The 19,083-nt window shown below is 63.7% G+C and carries 17 protein-coding genes; 2 read left to right on the top strand and 15 right to left on the bottom strand.

Going from position 1 to position 19,083, the window contains the following annotated elements:
• The gene (locus NH396_RS07975) at positions 1 to 1,623 is read right to left on the bottom strand and encodes a DHA2 family efflux MFS transporter permease subunit (protein ID WP_253062813.1); all 1,623 of its coding nucleotides are present in this window, start codon (positions 1,621 to 1,623) and stop codon (positions 1 to 3) included.
• Positions 1,624 to 1,625: 2 nt separating this feature from the next.
• Complete coding sequence (locus NH396_RS07970; RefSeq protein WP_253062802.1) at positions 1,626 to 2,753, bottom strand: HlyD family secretion protein; 1,128 nt, start codon at positions 2,751 to 2,753, stop codon at positions 1,626 to 1,628.
• Between the two features lie 244 nt (positions 2,754 to 2,997).
• Here NH396_RS07970 and NH396_RS07965 point away from each other — a divergent pair, with 244 nt between their 5' ends.
• Positions 2,998 to 3,675, top strand: a complete 678-nt coding sequence (locus NH396_RS07965) for a TetR/AcrR family transcriptional regulator (protein WP_253062800.1) — start codon at positions 2,998 to 3,000, stop codon at positions 3,673 to 3,675.
• A 121-nt stretch (positions 3,676 to 3,796) separates the two neighbouring features.
• On the opposite strand, the gene NH396_RS07960 is transcribed toward NH396_RS07965, so the two are convergent.
• The 13 genes from NH396_RS07960 to NH396_RS07900 all read right to left on the bottom strand — a co-directional run bounded on the left by NH396_RS07960 (position 3,797) and on the right by NH396_RS07900 (position 18,185).
• Positions 3,797 to 4,546 carry an ABC transporter permease subunit gene (locus NH396_RS07960; protein ID WP_253062798.1) on the bottom strand — a complete coding sequence of 250 codons (750 nt, stop codon included), beginning with the start codon at positions 4,544 to 4,546 and terminating at the stop codon, positions 3,797 to 3,799.
• A 1-nt stretch (position 4,547) separates the two neighbouring features.
• Positions 4,548 to 5,267, bottom strand: coding sequence for an ABC transporter permease subunit (locus tag NH396_RS07955; RefSeq protein WP_253062787.1), 720 nt, complete (start codon positions 5,265 to 5,267; stop codon positions 4,548 to 4,550).
• 96 nt (positions 5,268 to 5,363) lie between these two features.
• On the bottom strand, positions 5,364 to 6,251 hold the full coding sequence (locus tag NH396_RS07950) for a transporter substrate-binding domain-containing protein (protein WP_253062785.1): 888 nt from the start codon (positions 6,249 to 6,251) through the stop codon (positions 5,364 to 5,366).
• A 78-nt stretch (positions 6,252 to 6,329) separates the two neighbouring features.
• Positions 6,330 to 7,175: an amino acid ABC transporter ATP-binding protein gene (locus tag NH396_RS07945; RefSeq protein WP_253062783.1), complete on the bottom strand. Its 846-nt coding sequence runs from the start codon at positions 7,173 to 7,175 to the stop codon at positions 6,330 to 6,332.
• Positions 7,176 to 7,596: 421 nt separating this feature from the next.
• Positions 7,597 to 8,577 carry an ABC transporter substrate-binding protein gene (locus NH396_RS07940; RefSeq protein ID WP_253062781.1) on the bottom strand — a complete coding sequence of 327 codons (981 nt, stop codon included), beginning with the start codon at positions 8,575 to 8,577 and terminating at the stop codon, positions 7,597 to 7,599.
• Positions 8,578 to 8,779: 202 nt separating this feature from the next.
• On the bottom strand, positions 8,780 to 9,424 hold the full coding sequence (locus tag NH396_RS07935; protein WP_253062779.1) for an HD domain-containing protein: 645 nt from the start codon (positions 9,422 to 9,424) through the stop codon (positions 8,780 to 8,782).
• Positions 9,421 to 10,539 carry a TauD/TfdA family dioxygenase gene (locus tag NH396_RS07930; RefSeq protein WP_253063165.1) on the bottom strand — a complete coding sequence of 373 codons (1,119 nt, stop codon included), beginning with the start codon at positions 10,537 to 10,539 and terminating at the stop codon, positions 9,421 to 9,423. The genes NH396_RS07935 and NH396_RS07930 overlap by 4 nt, the downstream gene beginning before the upstream one ends.
• Positions 10,540 to 10,823: 284 nt before the next feature.
• A complete protein-coding gene (locus tag NH396_RS07925) occupies positions 10,824 to 12,011 on the bottom strand; it encodes an amidohydrolase (RefSeq protein ID WP_253062777.1) in 1,188 nt (395 codons plus the stop codon).
• 232 nt (positions 12,012 to 12,243) lie between these two features.
• Positions 12,244 to 12,867: a hypothetical protein gene (locus NH396_RS07920; RefSeq protein WP_253062776.1), complete on the bottom strand. Its 624-nt coding sequence runs from the start codon at positions 12,865 to 12,867 to the stop codon at positions 12,244 to 12,246.
• Between the two features lie 112 nt (positions 12,868 to 12,979).
• On the bottom strand, positions 12,980 to 14,329 hold the full coding sequence (locus NH396_RS07915; RefSeq protein ID WP_253062774.1) for a TRAP transporter large permease subunit: 1,350 nt from the start codon (positions 14,327 to 14,329) through the stop codon (positions 12,980 to 12,982).
• Positions 14,319 to 15,050 carry a TRAP transporter small permease subunit gene (locus tag NH396_RS07910; RefSeq protein WP_253062772.1) on the bottom strand — a complete coding sequence of 244 codons (732 nt, stop codon included), beginning with the start codon at positions 15,048 to 15,050 and terminating at the stop codon, positions 14,319 to 14,321. The genes NH396_RS07915 and NH396_RS07910 overlap by 11 nt, the downstream gene beginning before the upstream one ends.
• On the bottom strand, positions 15,047 to 16,198 hold the full coding sequence (locus NH396_RS07905) for a TRAP transporter substrate-binding protein (RefSeq protein WP_253062770.1): 1,152 nt from the start codon (positions 16,196 to 16,198) through the stop codon (positions 15,047 to 15,049). Before NH396_RS07905 ends, NH396_RS07910 begins: the two co-directional genes overlap by 4 nt.
• A 451-nt stretch (positions 16,199 to 16,649) precedes the next feature.
• Positions 16,650 to 18,185, bottom strand: a complete 1,536-nt coding sequence (locus tag NH396_RS07900) for a sigma 54-interacting transcriptional regulator (RefSeq protein ID WP_253062768.1) — start codon at positions 18,183 to 18,185, stop codon at positions 16,650 to 16,652.
• 318 nt (positions 18,186 to 18,503) lie between these two features.
• On the opposite strand from NH396_RS07900, the gene NH396_RS07895 reads away from it, so the two are divergent.
• Positions 18,504 to 19,067, top strand: a complete 564-nt coding sequence (locus tag NH396_RS07895; protein WP_253062766.1) for a hypothetical protein — start codon at positions 18,504 to 18,506, stop codon at positions 19,065 to 19,067.
• Positions 19,068 to 19,083 lie beyond the last annotated feature (16 nt).

Below are 19,083 nucleotides of genomic sequence, written 5' to 3'. Positions count from 1 at the left end.
TCAGTGCGCTGGGCTCTGTTCGCCACTTTCGCTGGCATCCGCCTTGCTGGCAGGGTTTTCCGGACGACGGAACAGGAAGGCCGCCACGCTGCCGACTACATAGACCGCGCCCAGCCACAGGAAGATATTGTCGAAGGCCAGCACCTCGGCCTGGAGGCTGATGCGCTGGGCGATCATCTGCACACCGGCCTGCCACGGATCAGCCAGCCCCGTGAAGGTCGACTGATAGCTTGCCAGCTGGTCGATCACCACCTGGCGGCTCTGGTCGATGGCCCCGATCATCTGGTTCCAGTGATAGTCCTCACGCAGCTCGCGGAGGGTATCGATCAGCGCCAGCCCCACCGCGCCGCCCAGGTTGCGCATCACGTTGAACAGGCCACTGCCGTTGCCTATCTCGTGGGGCGCCAGACGCCCCATCGCCAGCCGGGAGACCGACAGCAGCACCATGATCTGGCCCGCGCCGCGGATCACCTGCGGCCAGAAGAAGTCATCGAAGCCCGAGTCCGAGGTCAGGTGCACGTTCATGCCGGTGCCGAGGCCGGTCAGCACCAGGCCGATGCACAGCATCAGGCGCAAGTCGATGCGGTCGGAAAGCTTGCCCGCCACCGGCGCCATCAGGAACATCACCACGCCGCTGACGAACATCACCTGCCCGATCTGCACGCTGGAGAAGCCGGAAATCGAGCCGAGAAACAGCGGCACCATATAGACCAGCCCATAGAGCACCACGCCGATCCAGAAGCCGATGATCGCGCCCAGCGCGAAGTTGCGGTCCCTGAACACCCGCAGGTCGACGATGGGATTGCGGGTCGTCAGCACGCGCCAGAAGAAGCCGACCGCCGCCACCGCGCACACCACACTCCAGAACAGGATCAGTGAACTGGCGAACCAGTCATCGCCGGGCCCCTCCTCGAGCACGAATTCGAGGCTGCCGAGAAAGACCGCCATCAGCGCCAGCCCCAGCGTATCCAGACGGCTGAGCAGGCTGCGATCACCGCTGTCGATTTCCAGATTGCGCCACACCAGCGCCGCCACGATGACGCCCGGCACCAGATTGACCAGAAACAGCCAATGCCAGCTCATGTATTCGGTGATGTAGCCGCCGACGGACGGCCCGATGGAGGGCGCCATGGTCGCCACCAGGCCGATCACCGCCTGGATGCTGCCCATCATGCGGCGCGGGAAGATCGAGAAACTGGCTGCCTGGGTCAGCGGAATCATCGCACCGCCCATGAAGCCCTGGACCGCGCGCAGCACGATCAGGGCTTCCAGCGAGGTCGAGAGCGCACAGCCCAGACTCGCCAGCGTGAAACCCAGCGCCGAGACGGTCAGCACCAGCCGCGTCGAGAAGATGCGCGCCAGCATGCCGGAGAGCGGAATCATCACGATCTCGGCGATCAGATAGCTGGTCTGCACCCAGGAGATCTGGTCCTGACTGGCGGCCAGGCCCGCCTGCAGCTCGTTGAGCGAGCTGGACACGATCTGGATATCCAGAATCGCCATGAACATGCCGAACACCGCGGCCACGAAGCCGATCTGCTGGCGGCGCGTCGGCATGTCACTAACGGTGCCCGCCGGGGGCTGTCTCGGGGGCTGGGCCGAGGACTGAGTCGTCTCGGTCATGCTTACTGCGCTCCGCGATCAGCGCTGGCGACCTGCGCGGCATCGGGCGCGATGACGTCCCTGGAGAGGCTATCGGCGGCATAGGTGCCGGTGTCCGGCAGTTCACGCGTATCGACACTGGGGATGACCGACAGGCCAGCACGCAGACGCGGCAGCGCATCCGCTGGGCCGGTCAGGCGAATGCGCACCGGCACACGCTGGACGATCTTGTTGAAGTTGCCGGTGGCATTGTCCGTGGGCAGCAGGCTGAACTCGGTGCCGGTCGCCGGCGCCAGGCTATCCACCACGCCCTCAAACTCGATATCCGGGTAGGCATCCACCTCGAGACTGACCGGCTGACCGACGCGCATGCGCTCGGTCTGGGTTTCCTTGTAGTTGGCCACCACATAGGCGCTCTTCACCGGCACCAGCTGCATCAGGGTCAGCGAGGCGCTGGCCATGGTGCCCACCTCGACACTGCGATTGCCGACCACACCATCCTGCGGCGCGTAGATCGAGGTCTTCTCCAGCTGGTGGCGCGCGTAGGCGAGATCCGCCGCCGCCGACACCACCTTGGCACGCGCCGACTCCAGCTGCGCCTTGTAGACCTCCAGCTGCTGACGCGCGGACGCCAGTGCAGCGTTCTGCTGCGCCACCTTGGCCTCGGCGGTGCGCAGGGTGACCTGATCATCCTCATAGGTCTGACGCGAGGCGTAGCTGCGGCTCTCCAAGCTTCTTGAGCGCTTGAGATGCAACGCAGCCTGATCGCGTTCGGCCTTGGCCGAGGCCAGCGCAGCCTTGGCCTCGTCGATCTTCGCGCCCTGCAGGTCCAGCTGTCGCTCGGCCTGGACTTCCCCGGTGCGGGCGTTGTCCAGCGCGGCACTGGCCTGGTCCAGATTGGCCCTGGCATCTTCGTCATCCAGCTGCACCAGCAGCTGCCCCTTCTTCACCGGCTGGTTGTCATGCACCAGCATGCGCGTCACCCGCGCGGTGATCTCGGAGCGCACCGCGACGCTGTCGGTGCGCACATAGGCGTTGTCGGTCTCCTGCATGAAGCGCCCGACCTGCCACCATTCGCCCCCCATCACTCCGCCAGCGATCACGCCCGCCACCACGATGAGTGCCACGACACCCTTGCCAGCCTTGTTCATTCGGTGACTCTCTCTTGCTGCCTGTCGGTGACAGGCGTGTAATCTGTCCGACGCTGCGGATGAGGCGGCCACGGCGCTTGCGAGCGCTCAGGCCACGGCTGTCATCTTGCATCGCCACAAAGTGTAATAAATACTACACTTCATTGAGGCACTCCAGACAGTTTCGACAGACAGCGTCTCTCGTTCGCAATATCGCAACCTTGCCTGTTTCAGGCGGTTTCCGGATCACAGACAGGACACTCACATGACTGATTCGCCCTCATCAGAGACCGGCCCTGACTCGGTAAGCACCACGACTCGCGCCTCACCGCGCGGGGAAGCACGCCGCAAACGCCAGCTGGAAGTCGCCCGCGAACATTTCCTCGAACACGGCTTCGCCGCGACCAGCATCAATGAGATCGCCCGGCAGGCCGGCGGATCACTGGCAACGCTGTATCGTAATTTCGGCAACAAGGACGGCCTGTTTCTGGCCGTGATGCAGCAGGAGGCGCAGACGGTGTGGTCGGTGATGGACCACGAAGCCAACGAGACACGCAGTGTCGAGGAAGCGCTGGAAGACTTCGGCATGGCGATGCTGGCGCTGGCCCTCGCGCCCGAGCTGATCCGGCTGTTCCGTGGCCTCGCCTTCGAGAGCGGCCGCAATCCGCAGCTAGGCAAGCTGTTCCTCGACAACGGCCCCAAGCTGACCCGACAACGCCTGGCAGGCTACCTGTCGCGTCAGGTCGCCCAGGGCCACCTGCCGCCCACCGGCCTCGGCCAGGAACCGCTGGCCGCCGCCAACCTGCTCACCGGCATGCTGCTCAATCCGTTGCATGTCGACGCCCTGCTCGGCTGCCCACCCGACACCGCAAGCCCCGAACAACTCCGCCCACATGTCAGACGCTGCGTGCGCGTCTTTCTGGCAGGTTTCGGTGCCAGTTAGAAAGCTGGCCGGGTTCGGAGCCTGATCACCAGCCCACCGACACAAAGACGCCGAGTCGACTGACTCGGCGTCTTTGTGTGCTTTCTGCAGGAAACCAGCGATGGCCGCCAGGCGAGTGACCTCAGGCGGGTCTGGGCTGGCGCAGGCGCGCCAACCACCCTCCGTTGCGGGCCTGGGCGCGTACGCCGGGGAAGTTGAGTTCGACCTGGCGCAGACACAGGGTCAGCAGGATGGTCAGCACGAGGTAGATGGCGCCGATGAACAGCAGCGGCTCGTAGGTGAGGAAGTTCTCGTCGCGGATGATGTTGGCGACCTGCAGCAGGTCCATCATGGCGATCGTCGAGACTAGCGGCACCGACTTGAGCAGCAGGATGATCTCGCCGGTCAGGGTCGGCAGGCACAGCTGGATGGCGCGCGGCAGCCACAGGCGACTGAAGACCTGGAACGGCCCCATACCGAAGGCGCGCCCCGCTTCCCGCTCGCCCGGCGGCACGCTGAGCAGCGCCCCACGCAGCACCTCGCCGGTGTAGGCGCCCACCGAAAGCGTGAAGGTCAGGGTGGCGTAGAAGAACGGATCACGCAGGATGCCCCAGAACATGCTCTCGCGAATGCCGGGAATGCCTTCCAGCAGCCGGCCGATGCCGTAATAGAAGAAGAACAGCTGCACCAGCAGCGGCGTACCACGCATCACGATGGAGACGCCGCTGGCCAGCCAGGCGAGCGGCCTGGGGCCCTTGATGCGCGCCATCGCCATGCCGACCGCCAGCGTGAAGCCGAGCACGGCGGAGACCACCAGCAGCACCAAGGTGTTGATCAGCCCCGTCCACAGCGACTCCTGATAGTAGGGGTCCGATAACCAGCTGAAATCCATGTCACGCCTCCTGGGCTGAAATATCGGGCTCGCCGCGGCGCACGTAGCGTTCCAGACGACTGAACACGGCGCTCGAGGTCAGGGTCATCAGCAGATAGAGCAGCCCCGCCACGCTGTAGAACAGGAAATAGGCGCGCGAGCTGGCGGCCGCCTGCTGCACGGTGAAGAACAGCTCGCTGAAGCCGATGACGCTGATCAGGGCGGTGTCCTTGATCAGGATCAGCCACAGGTTGGACATGCCCGGCAGTGCATTGGGCAACATGCCCGGCAGCGTGATGTAGCGAAAGCGCGCCATGGGCGAGAAGCCATAGGCATCGGCCGCTTCCAGCTGGCCCCTGGGGATGGCCAGGATGGCGCCGCGGAAGACTTCGGTCATGTAGGCGCCCTGCACGAAGGCCAGCACGCCGACGGCAGTGACGAAGCCGCTGATCTCCACCTGGCCCTCGACCCCCAGCGCGTTCATCAGCGCAGTGAGCGCCTGGGAGCCGCCGTAGTACAGCAGAATGATCAACAGCAGTTCCGGCACCGCGCGCACGGCCGTCGAATAGCTGGTGGCAAGCGCGCGCAACGGCGCCCACGGGCTGAGTCGTGATGCCGCCCCCACCAGCCCGAGCAGCAAGCCGATGGCGTAAGCGGCGAAGGCGATCTGCAGAGTGGTGACGGCGCCGGCGAGTATCGGGGCTGTCCAATCGGCGAGCCCTTCCTGGGCGAACTGGGACATGATCAGCGTCCTTCTCGTATCAGTAGGAAATGGCGGATGCGATACGCGAGGCGTGCTGACCGGACGACCTCGGCCGCCCGGCCAGCACGCGCAGGCTCAGCCCAGGCAGACGTCGGTATCGAAGTACTTGTTCGAGAGCGCCGTGCAGGTTCCGTCCGCGTAGACCTGGTGGATGGCGCCATCGAGTGCCTCTTTCAGCGCGCCATCTTCCTTGCGCACCCCGATGCCGGCCCCGATGCCATAGGCCTCGTGCTGCGGCGTGGTCGCCTTGATCTCGAAGTTTTCGGCCTCGTCACGCTTGACCAGTGCGCTCATGGCGATCTCGTCGGCCAGAATCACGTCCACGCGCCCGGACAGCAGGTCACTGTTGACCTGCTCCTGCTGATCATAGAGACGTACATCGACGCCGGTGTTGCGCAGCGCTCTACGGGCGAAGTTGGCATGGGTGGTCGCCGCCTGGGTACCGAGAATCTTGCCGTCGAGGCCATCCGGAATCTCGAGCTCGAGATCCTTGGCGGCCACGTAGGCACCCGGCGAGTTGTAATAGGGGATGCTGAAGTCGATGACCTTCTCGCGGGCCTTGGTGATGGTCATCGAATTCATGATCATGTCGATGCGACCGGCCTTCAGCGAGGGAATGATACCGCTCCAGCCGGTCGGGGTGATCTCGCACTCACGCTGCATGGCGTCACAGATCGCCTCGGCCAGCTCGACCTCGAAGCCGGTCCACTCACCGCTGGCAGAGGTGTAGGTAAAGGGCGGATAAGGCTCCGCGGAGATACCGATCTTGAGGGTGTATGCGGCATGCACCTGAGCGGCGCCCAGCGTCAGTCCACCCAGCGTCAGTCCCCCCATCATCAATGCACCGGCCAGCTTGCGCAGCGCAGAGGTGGAAGCAGAAGTGGAAACAGAGTCAGAACGCGTCCCGCGTGCGGTCAGTGAAGGGATATTGGCAGCAAATCCAGCGTCGTTCATCAAGGTCATCAGGCCATCTCCTGGCTGTTGTTGTGGGTCCATCTACGTCATGGCGGGGAGGTCCATGACGGGGTGTTGCAGGCGGGCTCAGGCCGCCGGTGCGATGAAGCGGCGGCAGCGCTCGTGCTCGGTCTGCTCGAAGACCTCCTCGGGGCTTCCGGCCACGCCGACCCTGCCCTCATCGAGAAACACGATCTGATCGGAGACTTCTCTGGCGAAGGCCATCTCGTGGGTCACCATCAGCATGGTGCGACCCTCATCGGCGAGGCTGCGGATGACGCCGAGCACTTCACTGACCCGCTCCGGGTCCAGTGCCGAGGTCGGCTCATCGAAAAGCAGCACGCGCGGCTCCATCGCCAGCGCACGTGCGATCGCGACCCGCTGCTGCTGGCCGCCGGAGAGAAAGGCCGGATAGCTGTCGGCGCGTTCCAGCATGCCGACACGCTCCAGATAGTGCTCCGCGATGTGTGTCGCCTCGCGGCGTGACATGCCCTTCACGCGCATCGGCGCCTCGGTGACATTGCCGAGCACGGTCAGGTGCGGCCACAGATTGAACTGCTGGAAGACCATGGTGACCTTGGAGCGCAGGCGCTGGATCTGACGACGATCCAGCCCGATGAGGCCGCCGCGGCTGTCACGGTCGAAGCGCACATGCTCACCGGCGATCGACAGCTCGCCCCGATCGGGGCGCTCGAGCAGGTTCATGCAACGCAGCAAGGTGCTCTTGCCGGAGCCACTGGCGCCGATGATGGTGGTGACGGTGCCTTCCTTCACGCGCAATGACACGTCGTGCAGCACCGCCAGATCACCGTAGTGCTTGACGATGTTGCTGGCTTCGACGACGACCCGATTCGAGGCAGCACGCGCGGGTCTTGCCGGGCCGTCCGGGCGCGCCTGCTGAGGCTCGGAGATGCCGTCACTGTCTGCATTCATCGAGCGGGTCATGGGAGATACGTTCGAGGGCGAGATAGTCATGAGCGACTCACAAGTGGGTGGCTGTGGCTGGCGTGAAATGAGCGATCGTGCAGCCGATAGCGGCGCGACGCACCCTGTTGGTGCAGAGTGATGCTGCCGGGCCTGGCAGATGATGCGCGGGTGACGCCTGTCTTGCCGCCACGGGCCACGGTGGGCTGCGCAACCGGCGATCGAGCTGCAATCGAGCGAACGACTATTGATACACTTGTATAGCAAGAGACGTTCCACATTGCGACTTTCCACGCCAGGGGCACGGCAAGCAGGGTCGTGGTTCACGGATTGCACGCCTTGGACGCGACGAGGCTTAGACAATACGAGGCCTGGGCGGGAGCCATCCCTCGGCGCCCGCCCAGGCCGTCAAGGCGGCAGCACGGCTACGTCAGCCTTGCAGGCTGGCCTTCACGGCAGCCAGGGCATCCTCGCCATCGCGTGTAGTCACGCCAGCGAGAAACTCCGCCAGCCGGTCTGGATTGGCGGCCAGCCAGTCGTGCGCCACCTCATCGAGGTCACGCTCCTTGAGGCTGTAGTCGAGGATGAAGGCACTCTGCTCTTCGGAGCTGAAGACCAGCTGATCGAGGAAGCGAGTGAGGTTGGGATTGGCTTCGGCGTAGGCGGTGCGCACCACGGTCTTGACGTCACTGGCGCCATTGTCGGGGCCGAACACCGACTCCGGATCTTCCAGGATGTGGGTGTCGAATTCCGGCACCATCCAGTGCGGTGTCCAGCCGTAGAAGGCGATCCAGCGTTGCTCGCGCTGAGCGGCACGCACCTCGCTGAGCATGCCGGGCGTCGAGGATTCCATCGCATCCCAGCCGCCCAGGCCATAGACATCATCGTCGATTGCCCCATTGAGCATGTCGCTGACGGTGGAGCCGCTTTCGATGGAGTAGACGGTCTCGTCGAATCGCTCGGCGTGGGCGGCAAGGTCCGCGGCGCTGTGGATGCCGGCCTCGTAGACATAGCCCGGCACCGCGAAGCCCATGCGGGCGCCGGTGACGTTGTTGCCGAGATCGGTGATCGCGCCGGCGGCCATGGCCGCGTCATAACTGTCTTTCTGAGCAGGCAGCCAGCCAGCGAGGAAAGCATCACTGTCGCCGGTGGTCAGGGTGTTGTAGCCGACGGTGGAGCTGACCTCCTGTCGCTCCACGTCGTAACCCAGCGGAGCGAGAATCCGGGCGACGATCTCACTCTTGACGGTGACGCCGGGCCACGGCGGCACGATCAGCGTCAGCTCATCATCCTTGTCCTGGGCGGGGGCTGCCAGGCTTGCCGTACTGAGCAACAGGGTCGCGAGGGCAAGCAGGCCACGGCGGGCGCCGTGCTTCGTCGTACATGTCAGGGGGTACGGGGTGGTGGTCATCGTGTCTGTCCTTGTCGGTTCCGGTCGCGCCGGGCCTTGTTGTTGTCGGGGCTGAAAGGTTTCGTGAATGGCGGTCGTCGTGCGTGTCCATCGCTCGCGGCGCTGTCATGGTCGGGTGCTTGTGTCTCCTCCGCCCTGCCGCCCCGCTGGCTGCGTCGCAAGAGATTGATTCAAGAGAGTTATCCTCCGGCGGAGTGCGCCTTCAGCGAGCACTGGCCCGCCTGCCCGGCGCTGGTTCAAGTGCTGTCTCAAGTGCTGTCTCAAGTGCTGGCTCCGGCACCAGATCCGGCAAGCCGCCGAAGGGCGCGCGTCCCATCACGCGCTCCAGCATCGGGACGAAATGCTCCAGCGGCAGGGTGTCGTATTCAGGGTCGAAGCTGGTCTGGTCCCACTCGTCACAGAAGCGCACGGTGCGCTCATAGGCGGGATGCCCGGCATGTGCCTCGCGGGCGTGGCGGTCCTGACCGAAGAATTCGCGGTAGTGATAGCCCTGGAACAGCTCGTGATGACGAATCATCCAGGTGTTCAGCGGGTCGATGAAGGGCTCGAGGATACCGGCGGCGATCTCGGCATGATTGGCCGGTGCCAGATCATCGCCGATGTCATGCAGCAGCGCGCAGACCACCATCTCCTCATCGGCACCATCACGCAACGCGCGGGTAGCGGTCTGCAGGCAATGTTCGTAGCGATCGACCGGATAGCCGTGGTGATCGCCCTTGAGCCGCCCAAGATGTTCCAGCACGCGCCGGCAGGCATCGGACTGATATTCCCGGAAGCGCGCATCGATCAGCGCCCACTCGGCATGGGTGCTTTCCTCGAAACTGCGGAAGCGGGCCTGCTCGCTCATGCGCTGGCCTCCTCATTGGCGAACTGACCGTCGCGCTGTCCATCGAGCTGACCGGCGAGCTGATCGGCCAGCAGCAGACGGCGGCTGGCGGTAGAGTCGCGGTCCACGTAGCCCTGGCGCATATGGCGGATGCCGCCCTCCAGCTGGAAGGCGCTGCGACCATGGAACAGCCGGTAGTTGTCCATGATCAGCATCTGGCCCGGTGCCAGCTTGAGGTGCAGCGTGAAGTCGTCACCGGAGATCAGCCGATAGAACGCCTGGCGGGCAGCATAGTAGCGACGCAGGGTCGCGCCGGGCAGCGCCGGTACCCGCTCGGTGCGGTTGGAGAAACGTACTCGGGCAACCTGGCCACGGCTGTCCAGCTCGATCAGCGGGCCGGCACTTTCCAGCCGCGTGGTGGCATCGTGATAGCGAAAGTCGGGGGTGACCTCGGTCAGGCAGGTGAAGGCCTCGGGGTCGACGCGACGCAGGTGCTCCGCCGCGCTGAAGCCATCCACCAGCATGCTGTCGCCGCCCTGGGCCGCGTTGCGCAGGCAGTGCAGCCAGATATAACCCGGAATCGGGTCGCGGTAGGGATTGTCGGTGTGGGGTTCCAGCCCGCGCTGGGTCATCGTGAGGTCATAGGCATTGGCGACGGATTTCACATCGGCGATACCGCCCCAGTTGGTGCGTCGCAGCGGCCCGATACGGTGAATCAGCCCCTGCATGCCGTCCTCCGTGTCCGGCACGCCACTGACCCGCACGAAGCCGAAGCGCTGCAACTGCTCGAGCATGTCCAGCAAGGCCGCGTCATCCTCCAGCGCCGCGGCGAAGTCGGCCTCGGGCAGCCGGGCCAGATCCCCCTGCCAGAAGGTCATGCCCTGATAGGCCTCACACGGCTGACACTCCGCCAGCAGTGCCGCCAGCGAGAAGCTCGCCGCATGGCCGTCACTGAAGGCCAGCGACAGCGTATCGCCATCCAGCTGCGCCTGGGTCAGGCTCAGGTCCAGCGGCAGGTCCGCCGCCTCGATCAGGCGCTGACCGGTGAGGGAGTCGAGCGTCGTTTCATCGGGACTCCGCTCTCGCAACCAGAGCGCCTCGAGGGTCAGATCGCCCTCGGCGTGGCTCAGATGCAGTTGTTGTCCAGGGTCTTTCAGGCTGACGGAATGCGGGCTGCTGGGCACTCGATGATCTCCACGGCTGAGGGAGCGGCACTGTTGTCTTACCGGGCAGGTGCCTGCTCGCGGATGCTGGTGCGACGCTGAATCTCCCTTTACCTTAATCACTTCAGCCAGAGCAGATTGATGAAATTGGACGCATAATTGATCAAATTGGCCATCGTTACGCTGGCCATCATCACATTGGCTATTGATCACACTGACAATTGATCCGACGGGAAGCTGAACAGGGCCACTGGATCTCACGAGTCAGTCATGAGGAACCTGCGAGCCACGCACGCCAGAAAGTGGCTGCCCGGCGCCAGCGACGCATCATTGAAGTCGTAGTCAGGCTGGTGGAGATTGGGACTGCCGGGCTGATCACCGTTGCCGATCCAGCAGTACGCTCCCGGCACCGCCTCCAGGAAGACGCCCATGTCTTCCGAGCTCAGGCTTATGGGGTGCTCGACGAGACGCTCACTGCCCCACTCTGCCGTGATGACCTCACGACACAGCGCCGCGCAAGCCAGGTCATTGGCTACCGCCGGCGTGGAAGGGGTGTATTCGAGCGCGACCTCGCAGCCCGCCGTGAGTGCGGCTCCCTGAGCCACCTCGCGAATCCGCTGCTCCAGCAGCTCGCGTACCTGCGGCGTGAAGCTGCGCACATCGCCCTTCACCCTGGACGTTGCTGGAATGATGTTGCTGGCATCCCCGCCATGCACACTGCCGACGCTGATGACGGCGGTATCGCTCGGGCTGATGTTGCGGCCGACGATCTGGTGGACGCCGGTGATGAACAGTCCCGTGGCCAGAATCGGATCGCGAGTGAGATGCGGCATGGCGCCGTGCCCGCCTCGGGAATGAAACGTCACGCTGAATTCGTCGCTGGCCGCCATGTGCGGTACGTCATGCACCACGAAATGGCCCGTCTTGACCCCCGGCCAGTTGTGCATGCCGAAGATGGCCTTGACGGGAAAGCGCTCGAACAAACCGTCGGCCAACATGTCGGGCGCGCCGGTGCCCGCCTCTTCCGCCGGCTGCACCACCAGCACCACATGGCCCCTGGGCGGACGCTGCTGCACCAGCTCCATCGCTGCCCCGACCAGCATCGCGGCATGGCCATCATGACCACAGGCATGCATGACATTGGCATGCTGCGAGCCATGCGTATTACCGGCGTTTTCCTGAAGCGGCAAGGCATCCATGTCGGCACGCAGCGCCACGCCGATGCCGGGCTCCTCGCCGTAGATGATGGCGACCAGACCATGCCCGCCGATCCCCTCATGCAATTCATCCACTCCGACCTCGCGCAGCATGGCGGCCACCCGCCGGGCGGTCTGCTGCTCCTGACACGAAAGCTCTGGGTGACGGTGCAACTCATGACGGAACGCGGTCAGCGTCGCCAGATCCTGCTCATTCATCGGGGCTTCCTTCCATTGCTCGAACGTCATGATTGTTGTCCTGTCATCATGCCCATGCCGCTCGCTCCTCAACAAGCTCGCCCCTCAACAAAGTCGCTCTGTCTGGCGTTTCCCGATCTGAATACCCGATATAGACGAGCGAGCTACACGTCCGGCAGCACCTCCGACAGGCAAGACGCCCGTGCAAGGCACCGGGCGTCCTGGGGTCAACAGAAACTGCGGAGGCAGCGGATATTGCAAGAACAGCTGAGATCAGCAGCGCTCAATCCGTCAGGTGCAGCACCTGACCATTGAGGGAGCGCCCGGCGCCCCCGGCCAGAAAGCGCGCGCATTCCGCCACGGCGTCCGGTCGGCTGCCCTCGGGGCACAGCAGATTGGCGCGCACCCTGTCCGGCGCGCGTGATGCCAGCCGCTGGATCAGCTCACTCAGCGCCGCCTGTGCCATGGCAGTGCCGTGATGGTCCCGAGAGGACAGCTGCGAGGACGGCGACGAGGACGGCTGCGAGGGCAGCGGTGGTGCCACGGCCAGCAGGCGCCCGCCGTGGCGCAACATGCGCGCACAGGCCGCCTTGAGCAAGGCGCCGGGGCCGGCGACCTGCGCAACCAGGCACGCCTCCAGCGACTGCCCGGCCATGGTCTGAGGTGGCATGCAGACCAGCACATCGAGGCGCCCGAGACGCGCCACCAGTGTCTCGAAACAGCCCTCGCCGACCACCTGGCCGAAGCGGTCCGACTGTTCGCCGCCCAAAGCATCCAGCACCCGTTCGAGGTCCGCCGGCGCGGTGCTCATCAGGGCGATGATGGCGCCATCTTCCAGGAAGGTGCGCGCCATGGCCTCCAGCCACTCCCCCTGCCCCGCGATCAATACCCTGCGTCGTGGCAGCATCTCATTCTCCCTGATAGAACTCCCGCCGGGTCGCCCCGGCGTGCCTCACGCCGTACTGTGCCGCTCTTCTCACCCAGACATCACCTCCCTGTGATGCCCGGAGTCGCGTGGGTCAGGGCATCAGCCCCGGCAGCCACAGCACCAGCGCCGGGAACAGCATGCACAGGATCAGACCCGCCAGCTGCAGGCCGACGAAGGGCAGAATCGAGCGATAGATGGTGCCGATGGACACCTGCCCGGCGGTGATGCCCTTGAGATAGAACAACGCATAGCCGAAGGGTGGCGTCAGGAAACTCGTCTGCAGGTTGATGGCGACCAGAATCGCGAACCACACCAGCAGTCCCTGGCCGGAAAGCCCGAGCCCGAAGTCCAGCGCCTCGACCACCGGCGCCACCAGCGGCAGCACCACGAAGCTGATCTCGATCCACTCGAGGAAGAAGCCGAGCACGAAGATCAGCCCCATCAGCAGCAACAGCAGGCCGTAGGGGCCAAGGCCGGTGCCGGTGATGACATCCTCGATCAGGTAGTCACCGCCGAGGCGCTTGAAGACCACCGAGAAGCAGGTCGCGCCGATGACGACGAACAGGATCATCGCGCTGGTCCGCGAGGTATCCCTGAGCGTATTGCGCAGGGTGTCGAAGGACAGCCCGCCCATTACCAGCGCCAGCAGCAGACTGCCGCCCGCGCCGATGGCCGCGGCCTCGGTGGGCGTGGCGATACCGGTCATGATCGACCCCAGCACCGCGACGATCAGCACCATCGGGCCGAGCAGGTCACGCAGCAGTGCCAGCGGCAGCGGCGTCTTGTCGCTGCCGAGCAGCGACTGGTCCGGCAGCGGAGCCCAGTCCGGGCGCAGCTTGGCGGTGATCAGCAGATAGGCGACGTAGAGCGCACCGAGCATCAGCCCCGGAATCAGCGCCGCCTTGAACAGCGCCCCCACCGAGATCTGCAGGATGGAGCCCATCAGCACCAGCATGATCGAGGGTGGAATCAGGATGCCTAGGGTACCGGAGGCCGCGATGACCCCGCAGGCCATCTCGGCCTTGTAGCCCTGCCCCAGCATCACCGGCAGCGCCAGCAGGCCCAGCATGACCACCGAGGCACCGATGATGCCGGTACTGGCGGCCATCACCACGCCCAGCAGCGCCACCGAGACGGCCAGACCGCCATGCACGCGGCCGAACAGCCGCTGCAGCGTCATCAGCAGATTGCGCGCCACGCCGGAGCTTTCCAGCATCAGCCCCATGAACACGAAAAGCGGAATCGCGATCAGCAGCCAGTTCTCGATCACACCACCGAAGATGCGCGAGCCGACGGTGCCGAGAAACGGCAACGGAATGTCGCCGATGAAGGCGAACAGGATGCCCAGCCCGCCGAGCAGAAAGGCCACCGGGTAGCCGGAGAAGATACCGATCAGAAGTGCCACCACCATGGCGATGGGCAAGGCGTATTCAGCGAGCATTGTCATGGCTCCCGTCTGCATGATTCTGGGGTGCCGTGGCGTCGGTGGTCGCTTGCGCAGCATTCTGCTGATCCGCAAGGCCGGCCAGACTGGCAATCTCGTGGTCTTTCAGGCGCTCGGGGGTGCGCGCCGGGTCCAACAGGCAGGCCAGATTCTCGAAGATCTGCCCCAGCGCGCCGAGGGCGAGGAACACCAGCCCCGTCGGCAGCATCGCCTTGATCAGGTAACGGTCCACCAGACCGCCATAGTTGGACTTCTCGCCGGACATGTAGGACATGGTGACGAAGTGCTTGGACAGCCAGGCGATCAGCAGGCAGAAGGGAATCAGCATGATGAGGTGGCCGAGGATATCGACCACGGCGCGTCCGCGCGGCGAGAGACGCTGATAGAGCAGATCGACCCGCACATGCGTATCGCTGTGCAGGGCGTAGGTGCCACCAAATAGCGTCAGCAGACCGAACAGGTGCCACTGCAACTCGGTGACGGAATTGATGGTGATCGCGGTGCCGAACAGCAGCACGTCGGGCGACCCCCAGTTGGCGATTTCATTGATGCCCAGGGCGTTGAGCGTGACGGTGGTGAGCACGGCCAGGATGATCGCCAGACCCAACCAGCTGGTCAGGCGACCCACCCACAGCCCCAGGCCGACCAGCGGTCGGCCCAGGGCGTCACACACCGCCCCGCCCTGTGCCCGCCAGGGCGCAAGGCGGGGGTCGGTCATTGGGCGCTACCCTCGTCAGCGTTGTCTGCCTGCTTCATGGCCATCGGCTGCGGCATGGCCTGCAGCTCGTACCATTCGTCGATCAGAGCGGCGTGCTTCATCAGCGAATCGTAGGCCTTGGCGAAGTCAGGATTGGTCTGCTTCTCTTCGGCCAGCACTTCACCCCAGGCTTCCTGCAGCGCGGTCATCACCGGCTCCGGGAAGCGCTTGACCTCGACACCCTTTTCCTCGAGCTCATGGATCGCACGCACCTGAGCCGGCGGCGCTTCGGCCATTGCCCACTGCAGGGTCGCGCGGCAGGCAGTCTGGAACTGCGCCTTGCGCTCATCGCTGTAGCTGTCCCACACCTGCTGGTTGATCAGCAGCGAGAACCAGCTGGCGCTCTGGTGCCAACCCGGGAAGTAGTAGTACTTGGCGACTTCATTGAAGCCCATCGCCTGATCGACCTGCGGCACCGAGAACTCGGTGGCATCGACACGGCCACGCTCCAGCGCAAGATAGATCTCGCTGCCCGGCACCAGCTGGGTGGAAGCGCCCAGCTTGTTGAGCACCTTGGCGCCGAGGCCGGAGATGCGCATCGACAGGCCCTTGAAGTCCTCCGGCGAGTTGATTTCCTTGTTGTACCAGCCGCCGGTTTCCTGCGGCGAGATGAAGCATGGCAGCACCTTCACGCCGTAGGGGTCGTAGGCGGCCTGCACAAGCTCGGTACCCTCACCGGCCCACATCCAGGACATGAAGGCTTCCGGGCTCGGGCCGAACGGCAGTGCGCCGTAGAGGTTGGTGATCGGCACCGTGCCGGCCCAGTAGCCCATCCAGTCCCAACCGGCCTGTACCGCACCGGAGGAGACGGAGTTGAAGACTTCGAAGGCCGGAACGAGATCGCCCGGTTCGTGCACGCGCAGGCCGACCTCGCCGCCGGTCGCGCTCTTGAGTTCCTCTGACAGGCGCACGGCACCGGCACCGAGGAAGTTCTTGGTCGAGAAGGTACTGGCGACGTCGAGCTGTTTCGGCCCTTCCGCCTGAGCTGGCGCGGCGGCCATCAAGGTAGTGGTGGCCACGGCCGCCGCAATGGCAGCTGCGAGGCGCAGGCGGCGGGTCGGCGTCGACAGGTGTGACGCTGAAGTATGTGGCGTGGCGTGTTGCGACATGGTGCGGCTCCCTGATTTGTTGTTGTGCTCGCTGGTCGTACGGCTTGTGGCTTGCTGGACATGAACCACGTTGCAAGATGACGCTTACGTCAACTTGCCCGAAGACAACGCAAGCGGCTGACCACGCCACAACAACGTCAATGATTTCAGAGAGCTACGAGAACAAGGCCCGCGAGAACCGACCCACCGCGCGCTGGGCGGCAGTATCGGCTCACGACAGCGTCCGGAAAGCCGGACCCTCCGGCCGCCAAGGCTGCGACCAAGGTCGCGCGCTGTCATGCATTCTGTCTACGACTCCAGTCGAATATGCCGATAGAGGAATGCAGACCCCACGCGGGTGTGCAGGCCATGAGGTGACGGGGAACGTAAAGCGTCCGGAATTCCGGTCACCGACCGAATTTCCGGACGCTCTGGCCACTCGTTGGTGGCGGAAAGGTGGAATGTCTGTCGATCAGGGCGCTTCGGCCAATAGCCCATGCCGGTTGAGCTTCTCGTAGAGCGAGGACTTGGCGATGCCGAGCTGACGGGCGGCACGGGTGCGATTGCCCTCGGCAGCGCGCAGCGCATCCTCGATCAACTGGCGCTCCGCCTGGGCCATCGCCTCACGCAGTGTAGCCGGTGTGGTGTGTGGTTCCCGGGTGGTTGTGGACGACTCGGGCGCTGAAGCGGGTGTGGACAAGTCGCTTTGATGGGTAACGCCATGCCGGGCATCGCCATGCCGGGCACCGATGGCATCCGGGAGATCGGTCGGTTGGATATGGCTGCCGCCAAGATAGAAGGCGGCTTCGAGCACGTTTTCCAGCTCGCGTACATTTCCGGGCCAGTGATGGGCACACAGGCGCTCGAGGGCGGCGTCGGAGAGCATCGGCGGGCGGCGGCCACTGCGGCGCGCCAGGCGTGACAGCAGGTGCGTGGCCAGGGTCGGCAGGTCGTCGCGGCGCTCGCGCAGCGGCGGCACCTTCAAGGGCACCACATTGATGCGATAGAAGAGGTCTTCGCGGAATTCGCCGCTCTCGACCAGAGCTTCCAGCGGACGGTGAGTCGCGGCGATGACACGCACATCGACGCTGACCAGACGGGTCGCGCCGACCGCCTCGACCTCGCGGTCCTGCAGCACGCGCAGCAACTTGGCCTGCATCGCCAGCGGCATGTCGCCGACCTCATCGAGAAACAGCGTGCCGCCATCCGCGAGCTGGAACTTGCCGGGCTTGCCGCCACGCTTGGCGCCGGTGAAGGCGCCTTCTTCATAGCCGAACAGCTCCGCCTCCAGCAGCGCTTCGGGAATCGCTGCACAGTTGAGCTTGATGAAGGGGCCCTTGGCACGCGCCGAGCTGCGGTGCAGCGCATGGGCATACAGCTCCTTGCCGGTGCCGGACTCGCCACGGATCAACACCGAGGCGCCGCCGGGGGCGATCTTGCGCACCTTGCAGGCCAACTCCCGCATCGCGGGCGAATCGCCGATGATGTCACTCAGCTGCCAGCGGGCGCCGTTGGGGGATTCCAGCGCCTGACGGTAGTAGTCCACCTCCGCTTCCAGCGCCTGAACCTGAGCATTCACCTGCCGCCATTCCCAGGTGTCGTGGTAGAGCACCGAACCGATGGCGCCGATCAGTTCGCCATCGCGGTAGATGGGATAACGGTGGGCAATCATGTGGTGGCCACGAATCAGCTGCAGCTGGGCAAGCTCCGCGCGTCCACTCTCCAGCACCTCGTGCATGCGGGTGTTCTCGATCACCTCGCTGACATCGCGCCCCAGCACCTCGCTGGCCTCGACGCCGAGAAACTCGGCATAGGGCGCATTCAGAAACTGGATACCGCCCTGGGCATCCACCACCACGACCCACTCCTCCACCGCATCCATCGCGGCACGCAGCAACTCGCGGCGCGCCCGCTCCAGATGAATCGAGGTGGCAGGTAGATCATCACGCAGCGGGGCAGTCATCTTCTCCCCACCCACCGCGCCTGACACAGGCATCTGCTGAGCCATCACCGCTCTCCCTTGGCGTGTCCGGTCATCGTGGGCAGCCGTATCCCTCTGCCACCACACCCGCCGGATCTGATTGTTATGGGCTGCGCCATCACGCAGCCAGCGTCCGGAAAACCGGACACCACCCACAGCATCGGCCTACCGCCGCCAAGGATCAACGTAGCCAGTGGTCGTAGGGAGCTCTCTGTGATCATTGGAACTGAATCATTTTATTCACACAGATGCTTAAATTAATATTATAATCTAAGAGCTAATTGCTAACAGAACAATTTAAGAATACAAGGAATCAGGATAAAAACACTTAAAAAGGAGTTTGATATGGCAAGTCATTGGGACAAAGCTGAAAAAATCTTAAGAATATTTATACCTGAGTTCTCCAACAAGGTGACATGGACTGTCATTGTAGCAGGCCTTCTCTTAACATCTACATCTCTATTTGAGAGAATCCTAGAAGCTATATTCAAGAGCAGCTTAGATATAGATATTTCTAGTAACAGCGATGAATTAATTGGCATTTCTCTTGTAATCCTAGGATTAGCTTACAATATTATATTACAGCGAGAAAAAACCAAAATTGAAGTTTCAACAAGATTAGCTATCGACAATACCAAACAGATAGAACATGATATCAGAATCTTCCAGCATCTTGACGAAATCATGAGTGATGAAGCTTTGGAGATCAACTTAGAATGTCTTGAAACCAATCATGCTTATTATATTAACAACTATAAACCAATGGAGAGTTATATTGACGCCTTGAGGCGCCCTAGCTGTAGGGTGCCGGATGATCGGATTTCACAACGAAGCTATCCTTTGTTAGCCTCTCGTGAGCTCATCAAGCAATTGATTCAGGAAAAGCTTCATGGACATCAAGCTGCATAAGCAAGCGACGACGACA

Origin of the sequence: Cobetia sp. Dlab-2-AX, from assembly GCF_024124625.1 — a bacterium.
Lineage (GTDB): Bacteria > Pseudomonadota > Gammaproteobacteria > Pseudomonadales > Halomonadaceae > Cobetia.
This window is presented reverse-complemented; position numbering and strand designations above follow the sequence as displayed.